We start from the raw sequence: 17,000 nt of genomic DNA, 5'->3' as shown, positions 1-17,000 counted from the left end.
GTCACGCCGGCGCGTCCGCGCGCTCCTCCGCCCGCACCACCGGGGCGATCCCGCCCGCGGCGGCCAGGGCGCGGTGCAGGGCCAGTTCGGCGGTGGGGCCTCCGGCGAGCACGATGCCGGTGCAGGACCGCTGGTCGGCGAGGTGTTCCAGCACGTCACCGGGGCTCGCGGTCGGGTACCACTCGGGGGCGCCGGGCAGGTCGGCGAGGCGGTCCAGGCCGCTCCAGCCCTCCAGCACGCCGGCTTCGCGCGGGTAGACCAGCACGAACCCGGTCGCGGGACCACCGCCGGCCGCCCCGTCGAGCAGGTCGGGCGGCGCGCCCAGGGCGACCTGGACCATCGACGCGTAGGCGTTCACGCCCAGTGACCGGCACAGGGCCTCGCCGACCAGGGCGCCGCCGATGCGGGCGTTGACCTCGACCACCTCGGGGCCGTCGGCGGTGAGGACGAACTCGGTGTGCGCGAAGCCGCGCTCGTGCCCGGCGACCGCGAGGACCCGGTCGATCCACGTCCCCAGCCCGCGCAGGTCGTCGTCGGGGAAGGCGACGGGGAACGCCGCGGCCTCCTCGCGGCGCGCGGGTTCGGGGGAGATGACGCGGCTGAGCACGCCGAGCAGCCGGGTCCGACCCCGCCAGGTGATCGTCTCAGCGCTGTAGAGCGGGCCCGCGAAGTACGGTTCGGCGATCAACCGGCCCTTGAGCGCGGTGCCGGCGGCCTCGCGCAGCGCGGCGTCGCGCTCGGCGGGGGAGCGGCACAGCCACACCGCCCGGGACGACGTGCCGGCGGAGTCCTTGAGCACCAGCGGGAACGCGTCGGCCGACGCCGGGTCCAGCGGGCCGCTGCGGCTCAGGCCGTGCTCGTGCAGCAGTGCCCGCACGGCCGCCTTGTCCCGCAGGGTCCGGACGGCCTCGGGGGACGGGCCGGGCAGGCCCAGCCGGTGGGCGAGTTCCGCGCCGGGGAGCGCCCAGGTGTCGGTGGAGCTGATCAACCCGGCCAGGTCGGGCAGGTCGCGCAACACCCGCTCGCACGCCGCGACGTCGGTGGTGTCGATGTCCACCACCCGCAGCCGGTCCGGTCCGAGCCGGCTCAGCTCGTGGGTGTAGATCGACCGGTCCCCGGTCAGCAGGACCAGGTCGTGGCCCGCGTCCCGGCCGGCGTCCGCGAGGCGGCCGAGGCCGAAGGTGAGCGCTTCGAGCAGGGCGATGGTCACGGCACGGGGTCCTTCCAGCGTTCCTGGGTGGGGACGAGCGGGCCGCGGGGGCGGCGCGCCCAGTCGATGGCCGCCCACGGCGGGGTCAGCTCGTCGAGCGAGGCGATCTCGACCGGGGCGAGCTCGGCGGGGTCGAGCGCCTCGCGGTGGCGGGCGAAGACCCGCTGGGTGTAGCGGTGGCCGGTGTCGGCGCCGATGACGACGTGCGTGCGGTCGGGGTGGCGGGCGGCCTCCCACCGCGCGACCAGGTGCGCGGCGCCGGTGGACAGGCCGGCGAACACGGCGTGCTCGCGCAGCAGGCCGATCGTGGCGGCCATGGCGTGCCGGAAGTCCAGCCAGTGGACCCGGTCGTAGAGGTCGTGGTGGACGTTGTCGAAGTGGATGGCGCTGCCGATGCCCGCGATGATCGCGTCGGGGTCGGTGAAGCGCTCGCTGCCGAACGTGACGCTGCCGAACGGCTGCACGCCCACCAGCAGGGTGCGCGGGTCGTGCTCCCGCAGCGACCGGGTGAGGCCGCCGGTGGACGCGCCGGTCCCCACGCTCCCCACCACCGTGAGCTGCTCGCCCGGTAACGCGCCGCGCAGCAGGTCGGCGGCCTCGGCGTAACCCAGGTGGTGCACGTCGTCGTGGTACTGGCGCATCCAGTGCAGGTCGGGGTCGCGGGCCAGCAGCTCGCGGACGCGGGCCACCCGGCGGTTCTGGTCCAGCCGCAGGTCGTCCGACGGCGGCATCTGGTCCACGGTGACGCCCAGGACCTCCAGCTGGGCGCGGATCGTGTCGTCGACCGTCGTGGAGGCGACGATCCGGCAGCGCAGGCCGTGGCGGTGGCAGGCCATGGCCAGCGCGAGGGCGTAGATGCCGCTGGAGCTGTCCACCAGCGTCTGCCCGGGCCGGATCGCGCCGGTGCCGAGGAGGTGGCGGACCGCGCCGTCGGCGGCGTAGACCTTCAGCGTCTCGAACCGCATCAGCACGACGTTCGGGGCGAGGCGGACGAGCGCCGGCGCCTTGACGGCGTCGGTGATGTGGTCGTGGACCGGCGGTGTCGCCGCGTCGGTGGTGCGGTTCGAGGTCATCGGCGGCCCTTCCGCGTGCTGCACCGTTCCGGTCCAGTGGTCGGTGGCGACGGCCCGCCGGTTCCCGGAACGCCGGGATCGGTGCCCGGGCGGTGGCTGCCCGGGATCGCCTACCCCGGGAGTCGTGCCGCCGAGACCCCCGGTTCCCGGGTCCGGCCGAGGAACCTGACGTGGGGGTGCCCGTCCTCGACGGTGATCCGGGTCCGGACGCCGTAGACGTCGGCCACCAGGTCCTCCGTGAGCACCTCGGCCGGTGTGCCGGCGGCGACCACGCCGCCCGCGCGCAGCACGACGAGACGGTCGCAGAACATCGCGGCGAGGTTCAGGTCGTGCAGCGCGACCACGCCGGTGACCGGCAGGGACCGGACGAGGTCGAGCAGGTCGAGCTGGTGGGCGACGTCGAGGTGGTTGGTCGGCTCGTCGAGCAGCAGCTCGCGGGGCCGCTGCGCGAGGGCCCGGGCCAGCTGCACGCGCTGCCGCTCACCGCCGGACAGGGTGTGCCAGGACTGGTCGGCGCGGTCCGCGAGCCCGGTGGCGGCCAGCGCGTCCCGCACCGCCGCGGCGTCCTCCGCCGACTCGCCCGACCACGCCCGGCGGTGCGGGATGCGACCGAGGCGCACGACGTCGCGCACGCTGAGGTCGACCTGGGTGTCGACCTGCTGCTCGACCACGGCGACGCGGCGGGCGACCGCGCGGCGGGGCAGCGAGCGCAGCGGTTCGCCGTCGAGCGTGACCACGCCCGTGTCGGGCGCCAGGAGACCGGCGAGCAGGCGCAGCAGGGTGGACTTGCCGGCGCCGTTGGGGCCGAGCAGCCCGAGCGTGCTGCCCGGCTCGCACGCCACGCTCACGCCGTCCAGCACCAGGTGCCCGCCCGCGGTGCGGGCCACGCGGTCCGCCACCAGCGCCATCAACGCCTCCGGGTGCGGTAGAGGACGACCACGAACGCCGGGACGCCGATCAACGAGGTGAGCACGCCGACCGGCACCTCCTGGGGGTCCAGCGCGGTGCGGGCCAGCGTGTCGACCCAGACCAGGAACACCGCGCCCGCCAGTGCCGAGGCGGGCAGCAACCGGGTGTGCCCGGTGCCGACCAGCGCGCGTGCGGCGTGCGGCAGGACCAGGCCGACGAAGCCGATCGCGCCGGTCGAGCTGACCAGCGCGGCGGTGAGCAGCGCGGTGGCGCACAGCAGGACCAGGCGGGTGCGCAGGACCCGCACGCCCAGCGCGGCGGCGGCGTCCTCGCCGAACGCGAACGCGTCGAGCGCGCGGCCGTGGCCCAGGCACACCGCCAGCGTCACCGCGAGCACCGCGGCGCAGGCGCCGACCTCGCCCCACGAGGCGCTGGCCAGCGACCCGAGCAGCCAGAACAGCACCCCCTTGGTGGTCTCGGCGTCCGCGGCGGTGAGCACCACGAACGAGGTGAGCGCGGAGAACAGCTGCATGGCCGCGACACCGCTCAGCACCACGCGGTCCAGCTGCCCGCCCAGCAGGTGGCTCAGCCCCAGCACCAGGGCGAACGACACCACCGCGCCCGCGAACGCGCCCGCCGACAGCGTGACCGCGCCGCCACCCACGCCCAGCACCACCACGAGCACCGCCCCGGTGGACGCGCCGGAGGACACCCCGAGCACGAACGGGTCGGCCAGCGGGTTGCGCAGCAGCGACTGGAGCACCACGCCGCACACCGCTAGCCCGGCGCCGCACACCGCCGCCAGCAGGGTCCGGGGCAGCCGCAGGTGCCAGACGATGCCGTCGCGGATGGGCGGGAGCACCGGCCCGGTGCCGCGCAGGTGCGCCCACACCGTGCGCCACACCTCGCCCACCCCGATCGAGGCCGGGCCGATGGTGATGGCGACCGCGATCGAGACGACCAGCAGCCCCAGCCCGGCCGCGCACCAGGCGGCGCCCGCGGTGGTCCGGGCGCGGGTCGGCGCGGTCGTCACCCGAGCGGCCCGAACCGCCGCAGGGCCTCGGCGACGCGCTCCACGCCCTCGACGGTGCGCATGGTCGGGTTCAGCGCCTGCCCGCTCAGCGCGACGTACCGCTTCTCCCGCACCGCCCGCATCCGGGAGGTGACCGGGTTCGACTCCAGGAACGCGATCTTCGCGCCGGCGGTCTCCGCGGTCTGCGACCGGCGGGACAGGTCGCCGATCACCAGCACGGCGGGGTCGCGCTCGGCGACGGTCTCCCAGTTGACCTGCGGCCACTCCTCGCGGGTGTCGTCGAAGACGTTGCGCGCGCCCAGCGCCGCGGTGATCACGCCCGGTGCGCCGCAGCACCCGGCCAGGTAGGGCGACTCGGAGTTGGCGAACCAGTACAGGACGCTCGCGCCGGAGGCGTCCAGCCCCTCGGTCGCGGCGCCCAGCCGCCGCCGCAGGCCGGCCACCAGCTCCTCGCCACGCGCCTCGACGGCGAACAGCGCCGCCAGGTCGCGGATCTCGCGGTAGACGTCGTCCATCGTCAACGCGGTGGCGCGCACGCCGTCGCCGTCCCCGCTGTTGTCCTTGGCGCCGCAGTCCGTCGGCGAGAGGTAGGTGGCCACGCCGAGCTTCTCGAACTGGTCCCGCGTGGCGACGCCGCCGGTGCCCAGGACGGACTCGAAGGACGCGGCGACGAAGTCCGGATCGGCCTCCAGCACCCGTTCGAACGACGGCTTGTTCTCCGCGAGGCGCGGCACCCGGGCGTTGGCGTCGGCCAGCTCCGGCAGGACCGGGTCGGTCCAGGTGGCGGTGCCGACCATCCGGTCCGCCAGGCCCAAGGCCAGCATGATCTCCGCGCTGCCCTGGTTCAGCGCCACCGCGCGCCTCGGCGGTTCGGCCACCCGCACCGTGCGGCCGCAGTTGTCCAGGGTGCGGGTGGGCGTGGCGGGGGCGTCGGCGGGCGGGCTCCCGCACGCGGACAGCACGAGGGCCGCGGTCAGGGCGAGCAGGGGTGGACGAGCAGGTCGTGCGTGGCGCACAGCAGAGATCCTCAGCGTCGAGGGCCCGGTCGCGGAGCCCGATCGTGCGGTGGCCCCGCGCGGGAGGCGACCCGACGGGGTGCCAGTGGGTGCTCGGACTCGGGCCGCCCGTCGTGGGCGTTCCTCACCGCTGCGCGTCAGTCCCGGATTCACACCGGGTTCCCCCGCCCGGACCCGCGAACGCGGACCCGGCTGGCGGGGGAAAGCTAACACAGGTCGTCGACCCGGCTCGCCTCCCCTCGGGGCGCGGCGGCCTGCCCGACGAGGTGCGACGACGTCCCCGCCGAACGGGTCGGCGGGGGCGTCGTCGGCCGGGGTGTCGTCGGCAGGGGGTCAGCCCAGCGGTTCGACCCAGATGTTGCGGAAGCGGACGTTCTCGCCCGGGTCGCCGTGGTCCTGCAACCGGAACGGACCGGCGGTCGGGCCCTCGGGCGCGCCGTTGCCGGTCGGGCCGTCGATGGCGAAGTCCCGGTGGACTGTGACGCCGTTCCACACCACGGTGACGCGGGCGTTCTCGGTCTTCACGCCCGAACTGTCGAAGCGGGCCGCCCGGAACGTGACGTCGTAGGTCTGCCACGTCTGCGGCGCGGTGGCCGCGTTGGTCGACGCGGCCCTCTTGAGGTAGATGCTCGCCGCGTCGTCGGCGGCCAGCGGGTTCTTGCCGAAGCTGTCCAGGATCTGGAGCTCGTAGCGGTCCTGGAGGTACACGCCGCTGTTGGCGCGCTGCTGGCCGGTCACGTTCGACGGCAGGTTCGGCAGCCAGAACTCCAGGTGCAGCTTGAAGTCGCCGAACGCCTGCCTGCTGCGGATGTCGCCGCCGAGCGCCTCCATCGACCCGTTCGCGACCGGCCACGAGGGTGCGCTGCCGTCGGCGTTGCGCCAGTTCTCCGTGCCGCCACCGCCGTAGAGCACGACCCGCTGCGCCGGGGTGACGGTCAGGTGGTCGAGGTTGACGTGCCCGACGTCCCCGCTGTCGAACCGGTAGGCGATGGTGTTCGCGCCCGCCCGCAGCGTCAACGCCTCGGTGTGGGTGGCCCACGTGTCCCAGTTGCCCGTGTCGGCCAGCGCCACCTGCCTGACCTTCACGTTGTTGACGTACACGCTGATCGTCTTGGTGCCGGAGGACGGGTTGGGGCCGTTGCTGTAGCGCAGGCCCACGGTGTGCGCGCCCGCCGACGCGGCGTTCACCGCGAACCGGGTGGTCGCGCCCTGCGTGCCGTAGCCGTCGACGAAGCCCGCGCCGGAGTAGCCGGTGTGGTCGGTGTTGACGCCCGCGCCGCCGGACAGGGCCGCGCTCTCCGCCTCGAACGACTGGGTCGCCGACGGCGCGCTGCCCACCAGGTTGTTGAGCGTGTACCAGGCCTCGGTGCTCCACAGCGGCACGCCGGTGTTCGAGGAGAACGGGCGCGGCGAGCGCAGGTGCACCACCCGGCCGGCCTTGAGGCCGCTGAGCTTGAGCGTGACCTTGCGGCCGTCCGCGGACAGCGTCGCCGAGGCGACCGACAGGTTCTCCTGGTCGACCTTGGGGCCGCCGTAGGACGGGGCGGGCGCGTACCGCCACTGCTGGGCCCGGTAGCGGCTCGCGAGGTTCGCGGCGGTGTCCGCGGACAGCGGCTGGGTGTACTCGACCTCGAAGCCGCCCGCGATGGCGCGCATCGCGAGGACGTCGAACGTGCGGCCGCCGTTGGGCGCGAGCTTCTGCAGGCCGTGGAGCAGCTTGCCGTCCTGGCCCCAGTTGCCGCCGTCCCCGATGCCGCCGACGTAGAGGGCGCCGTCCGGGCCGAGGGTGGTCCGGTTGACGCCCGCTTCGAGGCCCTGCGTCATCCGGAACACCGCGCCCTGGTACTCGCCCTCGACCTTCTCCAGGAACGCCCGCTGGAGGCCGCCGTAGGTGACGTCGCCGAACACCATCTGCCCGGCGTAGGTGCCCTGGGTGAGCTGCACCGGCGTGCTGGGGGAGTTCGCGATCTCGTTCTGCGGCAACCACAGCACGGGCGCGGTGACCGGGTTCGCGTCGAACGGCCCGGCGGGGTTGGTGTAGTGGTTGAAGAACCGGCCCTGCTTGATGTGCACCATCTTCGACGCGGGCAGGTAGCCGCCCTGGTTGTCGTTGACGAACATGCCGCCCTCGGGACCCCAGCCGATGCCGTTGGGCGTGCGCAGGCCGCCGGCGATGTAGCTCACCTGGCCGGTGGCGCGATCGACCTTCACCGTCGTGCCGCGGTTGGCGGCGGGCTGCGGGTCGGTGGTCGCGCCGCCCTCGTTGATCGCGACGGAGAGGCTGAGGTAGAACGCCCCGTCCTTGTAGAGCAGGCCGAACGCGAACTCGTGGAAGTTCCCGCCGTACGGCCACGTCGCCACCGCGCGGGACTGGTCGACCACGTCGTCGCCGTTGGTGTCGGTCAGCTCGGTGAGCTGGTGCTTCTGCGACACGTAGATCCTGCCGTCGAGCACCTTCACGCCCATCGGCTCGCGCAGGTTCGCCGCGATCCGCTTGGTGGTGACCCGGTCGGGCGAGGTGGCCCCGGTGACGTTGCCGAGCACCCACAGCTCACCGGTGTTCGTGCTCTTGCCGTCCCACGTGGCGATGACCAGGCGGCCGTCCGGGAACCAGTCCATCGCGCTGACGCGGGGCTGGAAACCGCCGGGGCGCAGGTTGGTCAGCGTGTAGTCGGGGTGCACGCCGTTGAGCGGCAGGCCGTCACCGGGCGAGTCGGCGCCCGCCGCGCAGTCCTTGCGGCCCGGCGCGGTGACCCGCACGACGCCGCTGTCCGTGCTGAGCGCCGAGTTCGGCACGAGCGAGAAGCCGGTGGCCCCGGGCGGCTTCCACTGGAGCGTCAACTGCTGCCCGCCGTCGCGCTCGAAGTGCTCGATGAGCAGGGAGTGGTAGCCGGTCGTCAGGGTGACCGCGCCGTCCTTGGGGTCCGGGCCGTGCAGGCCGTCGTGGTCGACGACCACCTTGCCGTCGATCGACAGCCGCGACCCGTCGTCGCTGAGCACCCGGAAGGTGTAGGCCCCGGCCTGGGTGATGTTGACGTTGCCGGAGACCTGCGCCACGAACCGGTCGGCGAACCCGAACTGCTCGGGCGTGCTCCAGTCGATGGTCGGCATGAGCTTGTCGATGTTGGGCGTCTGGGCGGGCTTGAGGGCGCAGAGCCGGTCCAGCGGCACCTGCACGTCGAAGACCCGCAGCGTCACGCCGGGTTCCTGGGGCGGTACGGCGTCGGTCTTCGGGTCGGCGGTGGCCGGCAGCCCCGAGCCGCCGACCAGCAGGGCCGCCGCCAACAGGCCGAGGGCGGGTACGCGCGTCCGGCGCGCTGTCCATCTCATATCCATGCTCCTGGGAGGGCAGGGACGACCACGTGTCCGACGTCGTCGTCGCACGGTTGCGGGGCCCGCACGCGGTAGCGGGTCGAAACGGGGAGAGGTGGTTCCGTCGCAGGGATGGCGGAGTGCCCGAACGGTAAGGGGACTTGTGACGGCAAGTCCAGAAGTTTCGTCGATTCTGGCCGGACTTTTGTCTAGTGCATGCATAAGTGGGCGGGTGAACGGTCCGCATTGCGAACAACGGACTCTTGACGACGTCGTCCCGCTGTGGGATTGGAAGGGCGCCGTGTCGCGGGACGCGGTCAGGCTGCCGTGTGACCGCACCACGACGACGGCGATCGCCGCGACCGGGTGGCCGCGGCGATCGCCGTCGTCGTGGTGCGCGGGGTGCGGTCCGCCTACCTCCCGCCGAAGGTGACGACGAGGCGGCCGTCCGAGGCGTACGACCAGTTCAGCGCGCCGCCGTAGGAGGCGCAGCGGGAGCCGTTGGAGCCGGTCCAGAACTGGTTCGTGGCGTCGACGTCGCCGAGCGTGCGGTCGTTGGTGCCGCTGCCGCCGCGGCACGAGGTGTTGGCGCGGAACACCGAGGAGCCGCCGTCGAAGTTGAAGTTGCGCTCGGTGTTGTCCACTGACACGTTGTCGGACACGGTCATCGTGCCGAGGTTGCGGTTGTAGGTGAAGCCGTGCTTGCCGTTGTCGTAGGCGATGTTGCGGCGGATGACGTGGTCGACGCCGATGTCCTCGCCGCCGAGCTTGTAGCCGTTGCGGTCGCCGTTGCCGGCCTGCGAGCCGTCGCTGAGGGTGCCGTTCCCGTAGGCCAGCGAGTCCTCGATGGTCACCGCGCCGATCGGACCGGTGTCGGTCTTGGTGAACAGGTCCCAGCCGTCGTCGATGTTGTTGTGCGCCACGGCGTATCGGAAGACGTTGCCGGGACCGGAGGTGAGCTTCGCGGCGAAGCCGTCGGCGTCCTCGCCGTCCGAGTCGGCGTTGTCGTGCGACTCGGCGCTGAGGATCAGGTTGTTGGCCGGCCACCGCTCCTTCGGGGTGGTGGACAGCATCCGCGACAGCTGGAGGCCGGTGTCGCGGTTGAAGCGCGTCACGGTGCGCTCGAAGACGTTGTTGCTGCCACCGACGAAGATGCCGTTGTCACCGGCCCGCTCCACGACGAGGCCGCGCACGTGCCAGTAGTCGCCGTTGACCGCGAGCCCGCGGTTGGCCGGGTCCTCGGCCTGGGCCGAGAAGTTCAGCACCGGGGTCTCGCCCGGGTAGGCGAACAGGTCGGTGCGGTTGCCCGACGTGCCGTTGTTGCCCTGCGGGATGGTGACGGTCTGCGCGAAGCGGTAGGTCCCGCCGCGCAGGTGGATCGTCCCGCCGGGGGTGATGCGGGCGATGGCGGAGGTCAGCGTGGTCGGCGCCGACTCCGTCCCGGCCGCGCCGTCGGCGCCGTTCGGCGCCGCGTACAACGTGGAGGACGGGGGAGCCGTCGTGGTCGTCGTGGTGGTGGTGGTCGTGCCGGTGGTGGTCGAGGTGGGCCCGCCGGTGACCGGGGTGAACGCCCACTGCTTGGTCACGGCGCTGTCGCAGGAGTTCGTCTGCACGGCCGCGCCGGCCGCCTTGGAGCTGTCCTTGGTGTTCGCGCACTTGCCGCCGTTGGTGTTGACCAGGCGGTGGCCGCCACCGCTCGCGGTCACCGCCCAGGTCTGGCCGGCCGCGCCGGTGCACGCCTCCAGCTGGATCGGCTTGCCCGCGCTGGTCGAGCCGTCCCGCACGCCCACGCACAACCCGCTGCCGGTCGCCGTCAGCCGGAACCCGCCGCCGACCGACGTCAACGTCCACTGCTGACCGGCCGCGGCGCCGCACGCCTGCTGCCGGAGTTGCGTGCCGGCGGTCCCGCCGGCCGCGTCGAGGCACAACCCGCTGCCCGCGTTCTTCACCGCGTACGTGCCCGCGTCGACCGCGGCGTTGGCGGGTGTGGCGATCGGCCACGCGGCGAGCGTGGCGGCCAGCGCGCCCGCGGCGGCGGCCGCCACGACCACCGCCCCGCGCGGTCGTCGGGCGCGCGGGGCGGCGGGCTGCTCCGGTGTTCTCATGGGTACTCCACTTCCGAACGATTCCGGCAGGCGTGCCGGCGGTTTTCCGCGTGCGCCGGGAAACGGCGGGCACCCCGATCGCGGTTCATAAATGTGATTGCGCCGGGAAACCGTTTCCCGCCGGATGTTAGGAGGTTCACAACGGGGTGGTCAACGGCCGGTTCCCGGGGTGGTGGTAGGCTTTTCGTCGTCGAACGAATCGAACGTCGAGGTCACCGATATCGCAGCCGATCATCGGCCGACCTGCGGTCTTCGTCGGACAATGCGGCCCGGTCATGCTCGTGAACAAAACCGGTGCCGCCGGTCACGCCTGTGAACCGGAGTCCGTCCCGAATGGGTCGGACGAGGCTGCGGACGTGATGCACCTCATCGTTTACCCGGCCCCTCTCGGGGCAATCGACGGGTGCGAGCGAAGTTTGACCTGGAGGGCACGATGCACGAGACAGAGACGGGCCGGGCGGTCGCCAACCCGCGGCGGACCCGGCTGGGCGCGGACTGGACCGCGAAGTCCACCGGCGCGGTCGACCAACCGCAGCCGACTTCCGGCCCCACGCCCGGCGCGGGTGCGGAGGCACGCTCCCTCGGATGACCTGTTCGGGCGGATGACCTGTTCGGATGACCGGCGGACGGCGCATGCCGTCCGCCGGTCGTCGTTTGTCCTCCGTCCGTGTGGGTATGTGGCGCGTGAAGAGGACGCACTCAGGTTGTGGAGGACTGCATGTCCAGAATCGAACAAGCGTCACGCACACGGGTGCAGCTGGCCGCGACGGTCGTGGGGGCGGTGTTCCTGCTGGTCGGGATCGCCGGCTTCATCCCGGGTCTGACCACGAACTACGACACCATGGAGTTCGCGGGCCACCACTCGGAGGCCCTGCTGCTGGGGCTGTTCCAGGTCTCGATCCTGCACAACATCGTGCACCTGGCCTTCGGCGTCGCCGGCCTGGCCCTGGCCCGGTCGGTCCGCGGGGCCTACCTGTACCTGGTGGGCGGCGGCGTCGTCTACCTGGTGCTGTGGCTGTACGGGCTGCTCATCGGTCACGACAGCGCGGCGAACTTCGTGCCGCTCAACGCCGCCGACAACTGGCTGCACCTGGTGCTGGCCGTCGGCATGATCGGTCTGGGCCTGGCCCTGGGCAAGCGCGACCTGCCCGGCCGCGCCCGCACCTGACACGCTGTTCCCACGAGGGGCCACCGCCGCGGCGGTGGCCCCTCGTGCGTTCCGCGGAAGCGGTCCGAGTGCTTTCCGGCACGGCGGGTACTCGGGACCATGCGCTCACTTCGCGGCAGGGTCGTGCTGGTCACCGGGGGTTCCGCGGGCATCGGGCGGGCGACCGCGCGGCGGTTGGTCGCCACCGGCGCCCGCGTCGTGGCCTGCGGGCGCGACCAGGACCGCCTCGACGCCACCGCCGCCGAGGTGCCCGGTCTGCTGACCGTGCGGTGCGACGTGACGGACGCCGACGACCGCGAACGCCTCGTGCGCACCGCGGTCGAGCGCTGCGGCCGGGTCGACGCGCTGGTCAACAACGCGGGCCGGGGCGCGGTCGGCAGGCTCGTCGACCTGGACCGCGCCACCGTCGAGGACCTCGTCGCCGTCAACTTCACCGCGGTGGCCGAGATGACGCGCCTCGTCCTGCCGCACCTGCCGGACCGCGGCGGTGACGTGGTGATGATGTCCTCGGTGGCCGCCTGGGCGCCGCTGCCGCCGTTGTCGCTCTACTCCGCCACCAAGGCCGGGGTGAGCGGCCTGACCGCGGCGCTGCGGCGCGAGGTGCCGCGCGGCGTGCGGGTGCACCTGCTCTGCCCCGCGCCGACGAGCACCGAGTGGCTGGCACGCGACCAGCAGGGACGTCCGGACGAGGCCGAGGCGCCCGGCAAGGTGTCGGCCGGCGCGGCGCCGGAGCGGGTCGCCGCCGAGGTCGAGCGGTGCCTGACCGGGCGGCGGTCGCGCACCGCCGCCGTGCCGCGCTGGTGGGGCGTCACGCGGTTGACCTCCGTGCCCCCGCTGGACCGCGCCCTGGACGCCGTGCTGACCCCGCTGGCCCCGTCACTGGTGCGGGCGGTCGCCCGGTACGGGCGACGCCTGTGACGGACCGGGCGTCACAGCACCACCGCGCCGGTGGTGATCAGCAGCACCACGTCGATGACGGCGACCACCAGCAGCGCGTTGAACGCCGCCCGGGACCCGGGACGGCGGGCGCGCAGCCGGCCGACCACCAGGACCGCGGCCGACAGGGGCAGGGCCACCAGGCCGGCGAGCGAGACCGGCCCCGGCGGGCCGAACGCCAGGATCACCGAGGTGAGCAGCACCAGCGCCGAGGCCACCGCGGCGCTGGCCGGCGCGCCGAGGCGGTGCGGCAGACCGCGCACCCCGGTGGCGAGGTCGTCGTCGATGTCCGGGATGACGTTGGCGAAGTGGGCGGCACTGCCCAGCACCGCCCCGGCCGCCACCAGCCACGCGGGGGGCCAGGGGTGGCCCGGCGCGCCGAGCACCACGAAGGCGGGCAGCAACCCGAAGGACACCGCGTAGGGCACCATGGAGAAGACGGTCCCCTTGACCCCGAGGTCGTAGGCCCAGGCCGAGCACAGCGCGACCACGTGCACGACGCCGGCGACGACACCCGACACCATGGACAGGCCGACGGCCGCCGGCACCGCGACGCCGGCCGCGACGGCGACCGACGACCTGCTGATCGCACCGGTGGCCACCGGTTTGTCGCTCCGGTTCGACGCGGTGTCGCGCCGGGCGTCGAGGGCGTCGTTGAGCCACCCGACGGAGAGTTGACCGACCAGCACCGCCGCGACGACCGCCACCACTCCCCGCCCGTCACGGCCGGTGGTCACGGCCAGCGCGGCGGCCACCGCGGTCACGGCGAGGGAAGGCAGGGGATGACAGGCACGGACCAAGGCCCAGAGGCGCAGCAGCACGGGGGACCAGTCTGCCGGCCGGCGGAACTTCCGCAGAACGACCCGAGGCTCTACGAACTGCTGGCCGACCAGTGGTGGCAGCCGCGGGGCGCGTTCGCGATGCTGCACTGGCTCGCCGCCGCGCGCGGCGACCTCGTGCCACCGGCCACCCGGCCCGGCGCGGTCCTGCTCGACCTCGGCTGCGGGGCGGGCCTGCTCGCGCCGCACGTCCGCGCCAAGGGCTACCGGCACGTCGGCGTGGACCTGTCGCACTCGGCGCTGCTCCAGGCGGGCGACCACGGTGTCACCGCGGTGCGCGGCGACGTCCTCGCCGTGCCCCTGGCGGACGGTGTCGCCGACGTCGTGGTGGCCGGGGAGATCCTTGAGCACGTGGCGGACCTGCCCGCCGCCGTCGCGGAGGCGTGCCGCGTCCTGCGGCCGGGCGGGTCGCTCGTGCTGGACACGCTGGCGGCGACCGCCGTCTGCCGGGTGGTGGCCATCGGCATCGCCGAACGCGTGCCGGGGCTCGCGCCACCCGGTGTGCACGACCCGGCCCTGCTGGTGGACCGCTCCCGGTTGGTGCGGGAGTGCGCACGTCACGGTGTCCGGCTGGCGCTGCGGGGTATCCGACCCTCCGTGACCGGGTTGCTGGCGTGGCTGTCCGGTCGGGCGGACGACGTCGCGATGGTGCCCACCCGCTCGACGGCGGTGCTGTTCCAGGGGCGCGGCGTCAAAGCCCACCCCGAGAGAGGACGAGGGTTGACTGAGTCGGAACACCCGAGAACGCAGGCACGGACCACCGCCGCAGGGACGCCCGGATGGTGACGGCGCGCGTCACCGGCGTCGGCACCGCGCTGCCCCCCGCCTTCGACCAGGAGGAGGTGTGGGAGGGGTACTTCCGGGCGCACTTCGGCGGCAGCCGCGTCGCGGAGCGGATCTTCCGGGGGTCCGGGGTGGACCGCCGCCACGCCGTGGTCAGCCCCCTGGACGAGGACCTGTCCGGCGAGTCGACCGGTGTGCGGATGCTGCGCTACGAGGAGCACGCGCCCGCGCTCGGGCACGCCGCCGTCACCGCCGCGCTCGCGTCCGCCGGTCTCACGACGGCCGACGTCGGACAGCTCACCATCGCCTCCTGCACCGGCTACACCGCGCCCGGCCTGGACGTCCGGCTGGCCGCGTCGCTCGACCTGCCCGTGGACGCCCGGCGCCTGCTCGTCGGCCACATGGGCTGCTACGCCGCCCTGCCCGCCCTGGCCGCCACCACCGACTACGTCGTCGCGCACCGGCGGCCCGCGGTGCTGCTGTGCGTCGAACTCACCTCGCTGCACCTGCAACCGCCCACCGCCGATCCGTCGCAGGTCGTGTCCCACGCGCTGTTCAGCGACGCCGCCGCGGCGATCGTCCTGCAACCCGGCGGCGAACCCGGCGGGGGCCTGGAGATCCTCGGCACGACCACGCTGACCGACACGACCGCGCAGGACCACATGACGTGGCGCGTCACCGACCTCGGGTTCCGGATGGAGCTGTCGCCGCGCGTGCCCGACGTGCTGGGCAAGCACGTGCGCCCCGCCGTGGAGGACCTCCTCGGCGGGCACGGCCTCGTGCCGTCGGACGTGCGGGGCTGGGCCGTGCACCCCGGTGGGCCGCGCATCCTCGACACCACCGAACAGGAGCTCGACCTGTCCGCCGACGCGCTGGCCCACTCGCGGCGGGTGCTGCGAGAACACGGGAACTGCTCGTCGGCGACCGTGCTGCTGGTGCTCGACGAGCTGCTCGCGCGCGGCGGCCTGCGCCCCGGCGACCCCGTCGTGGCCATGGCCTTCGGCCCCGGGCTGACCCTGTGCGCCGCGCTGCTGCGGGTCACGTGATCCCGGTGGTCGTCGTCGGGGCCGGGCCGACCGGGCTCGCCGCGGCGACGCTGCTGGCGCGCCACGGCGTCGAGTGCCTGGTGCTCGAACGCCACGGCGCGCACCACCCGCTGCCCCGCGCGGTGCACCTCGACGACGAGGCGCACCGCGTGCTGGCCGGTCTGGGGGTGGGGGCCGAGTTCGCCGCGATCTCCCGGCCGGGCCGCGGGCTGCGCCTGCTCGACCGGGACATGCGGGTGCTCGCCGAGTTCCGGCGGGGCACCGCGCCGGGCAGGCACGGCCACCCCGAGGCGAACATGTTCGACCAGCCCGACCTGGAGCGGGTGCTGCGCGCGAACCTGGCGCGGCACGCGGGTGTCGCGGTGCGCGGGGACGTCGAGGTCACCGCGGTCGCCCAGGACGACGACGGGCTGGTGCGCGTGGCGTTCACCGACCGGGCGACCGGGGCGGCCGACGAGGTCCGCGCCCGGTACGCGCTCGGCTGCGACGGCGCCAACAGCCTCGTCCGCGCCTCGATCGGCGCGGCGCCGATCGACCTCGGGTTCACCCAGCGCTGGCTGGTCGTGGACGTGGCCACCGACGCCGAACTCGGCCAGTGGGAGGGCGTGCACCAGGTCTGCGACCACGACCGCGCCGCGACGTACATGCGGATCGGCCCGACCCGCTACCGCTGGGAGTTCCGGCTCGCCCCCGGCGAGAGCGCCGAGGACCACCGCGACGTCACCGCGCTGCACCCGCTGGTCGCGCCGTGGACCGGTGACGTCCCGGTGGCGGAGCTGGACGTCGTCCGCGTCGCCGAGTACGTCTTCCGCGCGCAGGTGGCCGACAGGTGGCGCGACCGCGGGGTGTTCCTGCTGGGCGACGCCGCGCACCTGATGCCGCCGTTCACGGGGCAGGGCCTGGGCGCGGGCCTGCGCGACGCGGCCAACCTCTGCTGGAAGCTCGCCGGCGTCCTCCGGGGCGCGCTGCCCGACACCGCCCTGGACACCTACCAGGCCGAACGCGCGCCCCACGCCCGGGCGATGATCGGCCTGGCCAAGCTCGTCGGGACCGCCATGACCGGCGGCGGGAGGGCGGCCGACCTCCTCCGCGCCGCGCTGGTCCCGAGGCTGGGCCTGCTGCCCGGCCTCCGGGAGCGGGCGCTGAGCAGCGAGACGCCCGCGCTGCGCCGCTCCGACCTGGTGGCGCGGCCCCGCCTGCGCCCCGGCCTGGCGGGACGGCTGTGCCCGAACGCCGTGCTGCGCGACGGCCGCCGCTTCGACGACGTGGCCGGGGGTCGCTTCGCCGTCGTCACCTCGGTCGCCGCGTCCCCCGCGCTCCGCGCCGCCGCCGAACGGCGCGGAGCGGTCCTGGTGGTGACCGGGCCGGGGGAGGAGCTGCACTCCTGGCTGCGCGGGGGACGCGCGGCGGCGGCGGTGGTCCGACCCGACGGCGCCGTGCTGCGAACGGGGCGCGACCCGGCGGCGCTCTGCGCGGCCCTGCCGCCGGACCGCGCCGTTTCCGGCCGGGGGCACCGGGTACCCGGCTGATCCGGGGCGGACCTCCGCCGACACCACCTCCACGAGGAGCC

The 17,000-nt window shown here is 74.2% G+C and carries 14 protein-coding genes and 1 riboswitch; of the genes, 6 read left to right on the top strand and 8 right to left on the bottom strand.

Going from position 1 to position 17,000, the window contains the following annotated elements; translation table 11 throughout:
- Window position 1 precedes the first annotated feature (1 nt).
- The 7 genes from CKY47_RS31415 to CKY47_RS31385 all read right to left on the bottom strand — a co-directional run bounded on the left by CKY47_RS31415 (window position 2) and on the right by CKY47_RS31385 (window position 10,658).
- A complete protein-coding gene (locus CKY47_RS31415; RefSeq protein WP_306749961.1) occupies window positions 2-1,210 on the bottom strand; it encodes an ATP-grasp domain-containing protein in 1,209 nt (402 codons plus the stop codon).
- Window positions 1,207-2,283 carry a pyridoxal-phosphate dependent enzyme gene (locus CKY47_RS31410; RefSeq protein ID WP_306749960.1) on the bottom strand — a complete coding sequence of 359 codons (1,077 nt, stop codon included), beginning with the start codon at window positions 2,281-2,283 and terminating at the stop codon, window positions 1,207-1,209. The genes CKY47_RS31415 and CKY47_RS31410 overlap by 4 nt, the downstream gene beginning before the upstream one ends.
- Window positions 2,284-2,393: 110 nt before the next feature.
- Entirely contained in the window at window positions 2,394-3,191 is a 798-nt protein-coding gene (locus CKY47_RS31405) for an ABC transporter ATP-binding protein (protein WP_306749959.1), read from the bottom strand.
- Window positions 3,191-4,225, bottom strand: coding sequence for a FecCD family ABC transporter permease (locus tag CKY47_RS31400; RefSeq protein ID WP_306749958.1), 1,035 nt, complete (start codon window positions 4,223-4,225; stop codon window positions 3,191-3,193). Before CKY47_RS31400 ends, CKY47_RS31405 begins: the two co-directional genes overlap by 1 nt.
- Entirely contained in the window at window positions 4,222-5,241 is a 1,020-nt protein-coding gene (locus tag CKY47_RS31395; protein WP_306749957.1) for an ABC transporter substrate-binding protein, read from the bottom strand. The genes CKY47_RS31400 and CKY47_RS31395 overlap by 4 nt, the downstream gene beginning before the upstream one ends.
- Before the next feature lie 87 nt (window positions 5,242-5,328).
- Window positions 5,329-5,406: riboswitch (cobalamin riboswitch) on the bottom strand.
- 168 nt (window positions 5,407-5,574) lie between these two features.
- Window positions 5,575-8,571 carry a 3-keto-alpha-glucoside-1,2-lyase-like domain-containing protein gene (locus CKY47_RS31390; protein WP_306749956.1) on the bottom strand — a complete coding sequence of 999 codons (2,997 nt, stop codon included), beginning with the start codon at window positions 8,569-8,571 and terminating at the stop codon, window positions 5,575-5,577.
- A 395-nt stretch (window positions 8,572-8,966) separates the two neighbouring features.
- A complete protein-coding gene (locus CKY47_RS31385) occupies window positions 8,967-10,658 on the bottom strand; it encodes an RICIN domain-containing protein (RefSeq protein WP_306749955.1) in 1,692 nt (563 codons plus the stop codon).
- Between the two features lie 433 nt (window positions 10,659-11,091).
- Here CKY47_RS31385 and CKY47_RS31380 point away from each other — a divergent pair, with 433 nt between their 5' ends.
- The 3 genes from CKY47_RS31380 to CKY47_RS31370 all read left to right on the top strand — a co-directional run bounded on the left by CKY47_RS31380 (window position 11,092) and on the right by CKY47_RS31370 (window position 12,744).
- Window positions 11,092-11,247 carry a hypothetical protein gene (locus tag CKY47_RS31380; RefSeq protein WP_306749954.1) on the top strand — a complete coding sequence of 52 codons (156 nt, stop codon included), beginning with the start codon at window positions 11,092-11,094 and terminating at the stop codon, window positions 11,245-11,247.
- Window positions 11,248-11,376: 129 nt separating this feature from the next.
- Window positions 11,377-11,826, top strand: a complete 450-nt coding sequence (locus CKY47_RS31375; protein WP_306749953.1) for a DUF4383 domain-containing protein — start codon at window positions 11,377-11,379, stop codon at window positions 11,824-11,826.
- Window positions 11,827-11,925: 99 nt separating this feature from the next.
- On the top strand, window positions 11,926-12,744 hold the full coding sequence (locus tag CKY47_RS31370; RefSeq protein WP_306749952.1) for an SDR family oxidoreductase: 819 nt from the start codon (window positions 11,926-11,928) through the stop codon (window positions 12,742-12,744).
- 11 nt (window positions 12,745-12,755) lie between these two features.
- Here the strand turns inward: CKY47_RS31370 and CKY47_RS31365 are convergent, their stop codons facing one another.
- Window positions 12,756-13,526: a UbiA family prenyltransferase gene (locus CKY47_RS31365; RefSeq protein ID WP_306749951.1), complete on the bottom strand. Its 771-nt coding sequence runs from the start codon at window positions 13,524-13,526 to the stop codon at window positions 12,756-12,758.
- 18 nt (window positions 13,527-13,544) lie between these two features.
- On the opposite strand from CKY47_RS31365, the gene CKY47_RS31360 reads away from it, so the two are divergent.
- The 3 genes from CKY47_RS31360 to mhpA are packed head-to-tail and all read left to right on the top strand — an operon-like array spanning window position 13,545 to window position 16,959.
- The gene (locus CKY47_RS31360; RefSeq protein ID WP_306749950.1) at window positions 13,545-14,387 is read left to right on the top strand and encodes a class I SAM-dependent methyltransferase; all 843 of its coding nucleotides are present in this window, start codon (window positions 13,545-13,547) and stop codon (window positions 14,385-14,387) included.
- The gene (locus CKY47_RS31355; protein WP_306749948.1) at window positions 14,381-15,430 is read left to right on the top strand and encodes a type III polyketide synthase; all 1,050 of its coding nucleotides are present in this window, start codon (window positions 14,381-14,383) and stop codon (window positions 15,428-15,430) included. The genes CKY47_RS31360 and CKY47_RS31355 overlap by 7 nt, the downstream gene beginning before the upstream one ends.
- Before the next feature lie 5 nt (window positions 15,431-15,435).
- A complete protein-coding gene (gene mhpA, locus CKY47_RS31350) occupies window positions 15,436-16,959 on the top strand; it encodes a bifunctional 3-(3-hydroxy-phenyl)propionate/3-hydroxycinnamic acid hydroxylase MhpA (protein ID WP_306749947.1) in 1,524 nt (507 codons plus the stop codon).
- The last annotated feature ends 41 nt before the right edge of the window (window positions 16,960-17,000 follow it).

Source organism: Saccharothrix longispora, from assembly GCF_030852425.1.
Taxonomy (GTDB): domain Bacteria; phylum Actinomycetota; class Actinomycetes; order Mycobacteriales; family Pseudonocardiaceae; genus Actinosynnema; species Actinosynnema longispora.
The sequence above is the reverse complement of the archived record's forward strand: the minus strand, read 5'-3'. Positions and strand labels throughout refer to the sequence as shown.

Coding starts and splice junctions, on each gene's coding strand:
- CKY47_RS31410 (WP_306749960.1), bottom strand. CDS start 2,283: ATGACCTCGAACCGCACCACCGACGCGGCGACACCGCCGGTCCACGAC.
- CKY47_RS31405 (WP_306749959.1), bottom strand. CDS start 3,191: ATGGCGCTGGTGGCGGACCGCGTGGCCCGCACCGCGGGCGGGCACCTG.
- CKY47_RS31390 (WP_306749956.1), bottom strand. CDS start 8,571: ATGAGATGGACAGCGCGCCGGACGCGCGTACCCGCCCTCGGCCTGTTG.
- CKY47_RS31385 (WP_306749955.1), bottom strand. CDS start 10,658: ATGAGAACACCGGAGCAGCCCGCCGCCCCGCGCGCCCGACGACCGCGC.
- CKY47_RS31380 (WP_306749954.1), top strand. CDS start 11,092: ATGCACGAGACAGAGACGGGCCGGGCGGTCGCCAACCCGCGGCGGACC.
- CKY47_RS31375 (WP_306749953.1), top strand. CDS start 11,377: ATGTCCAGAATCGAACAAGCGTCACGCACACGGGTGCAGCTGGCCGCG.
- CKY47_RS31370 (WP_306749952.1), top strand. CDS start 11,926: ATGCGCTCACTTCGCGGCAGGGTCGTGCTGGTCACCGGGGGTTCCGCG.
- CKY47_RS31360 (WP_306749950.1), top strand. CDS start 13,545: ATGACAGGCACGGACCAAGGCCCAGAGGCGCAGCAGCACGGGGGACCA.
- CKY47_RS31355 (WP_306749948.1), top strand. CDS start 14,381: ATGGTGACGGCGCGCGTCACCGGCGTCGGCACCGCGCTGCCCCCCGCC.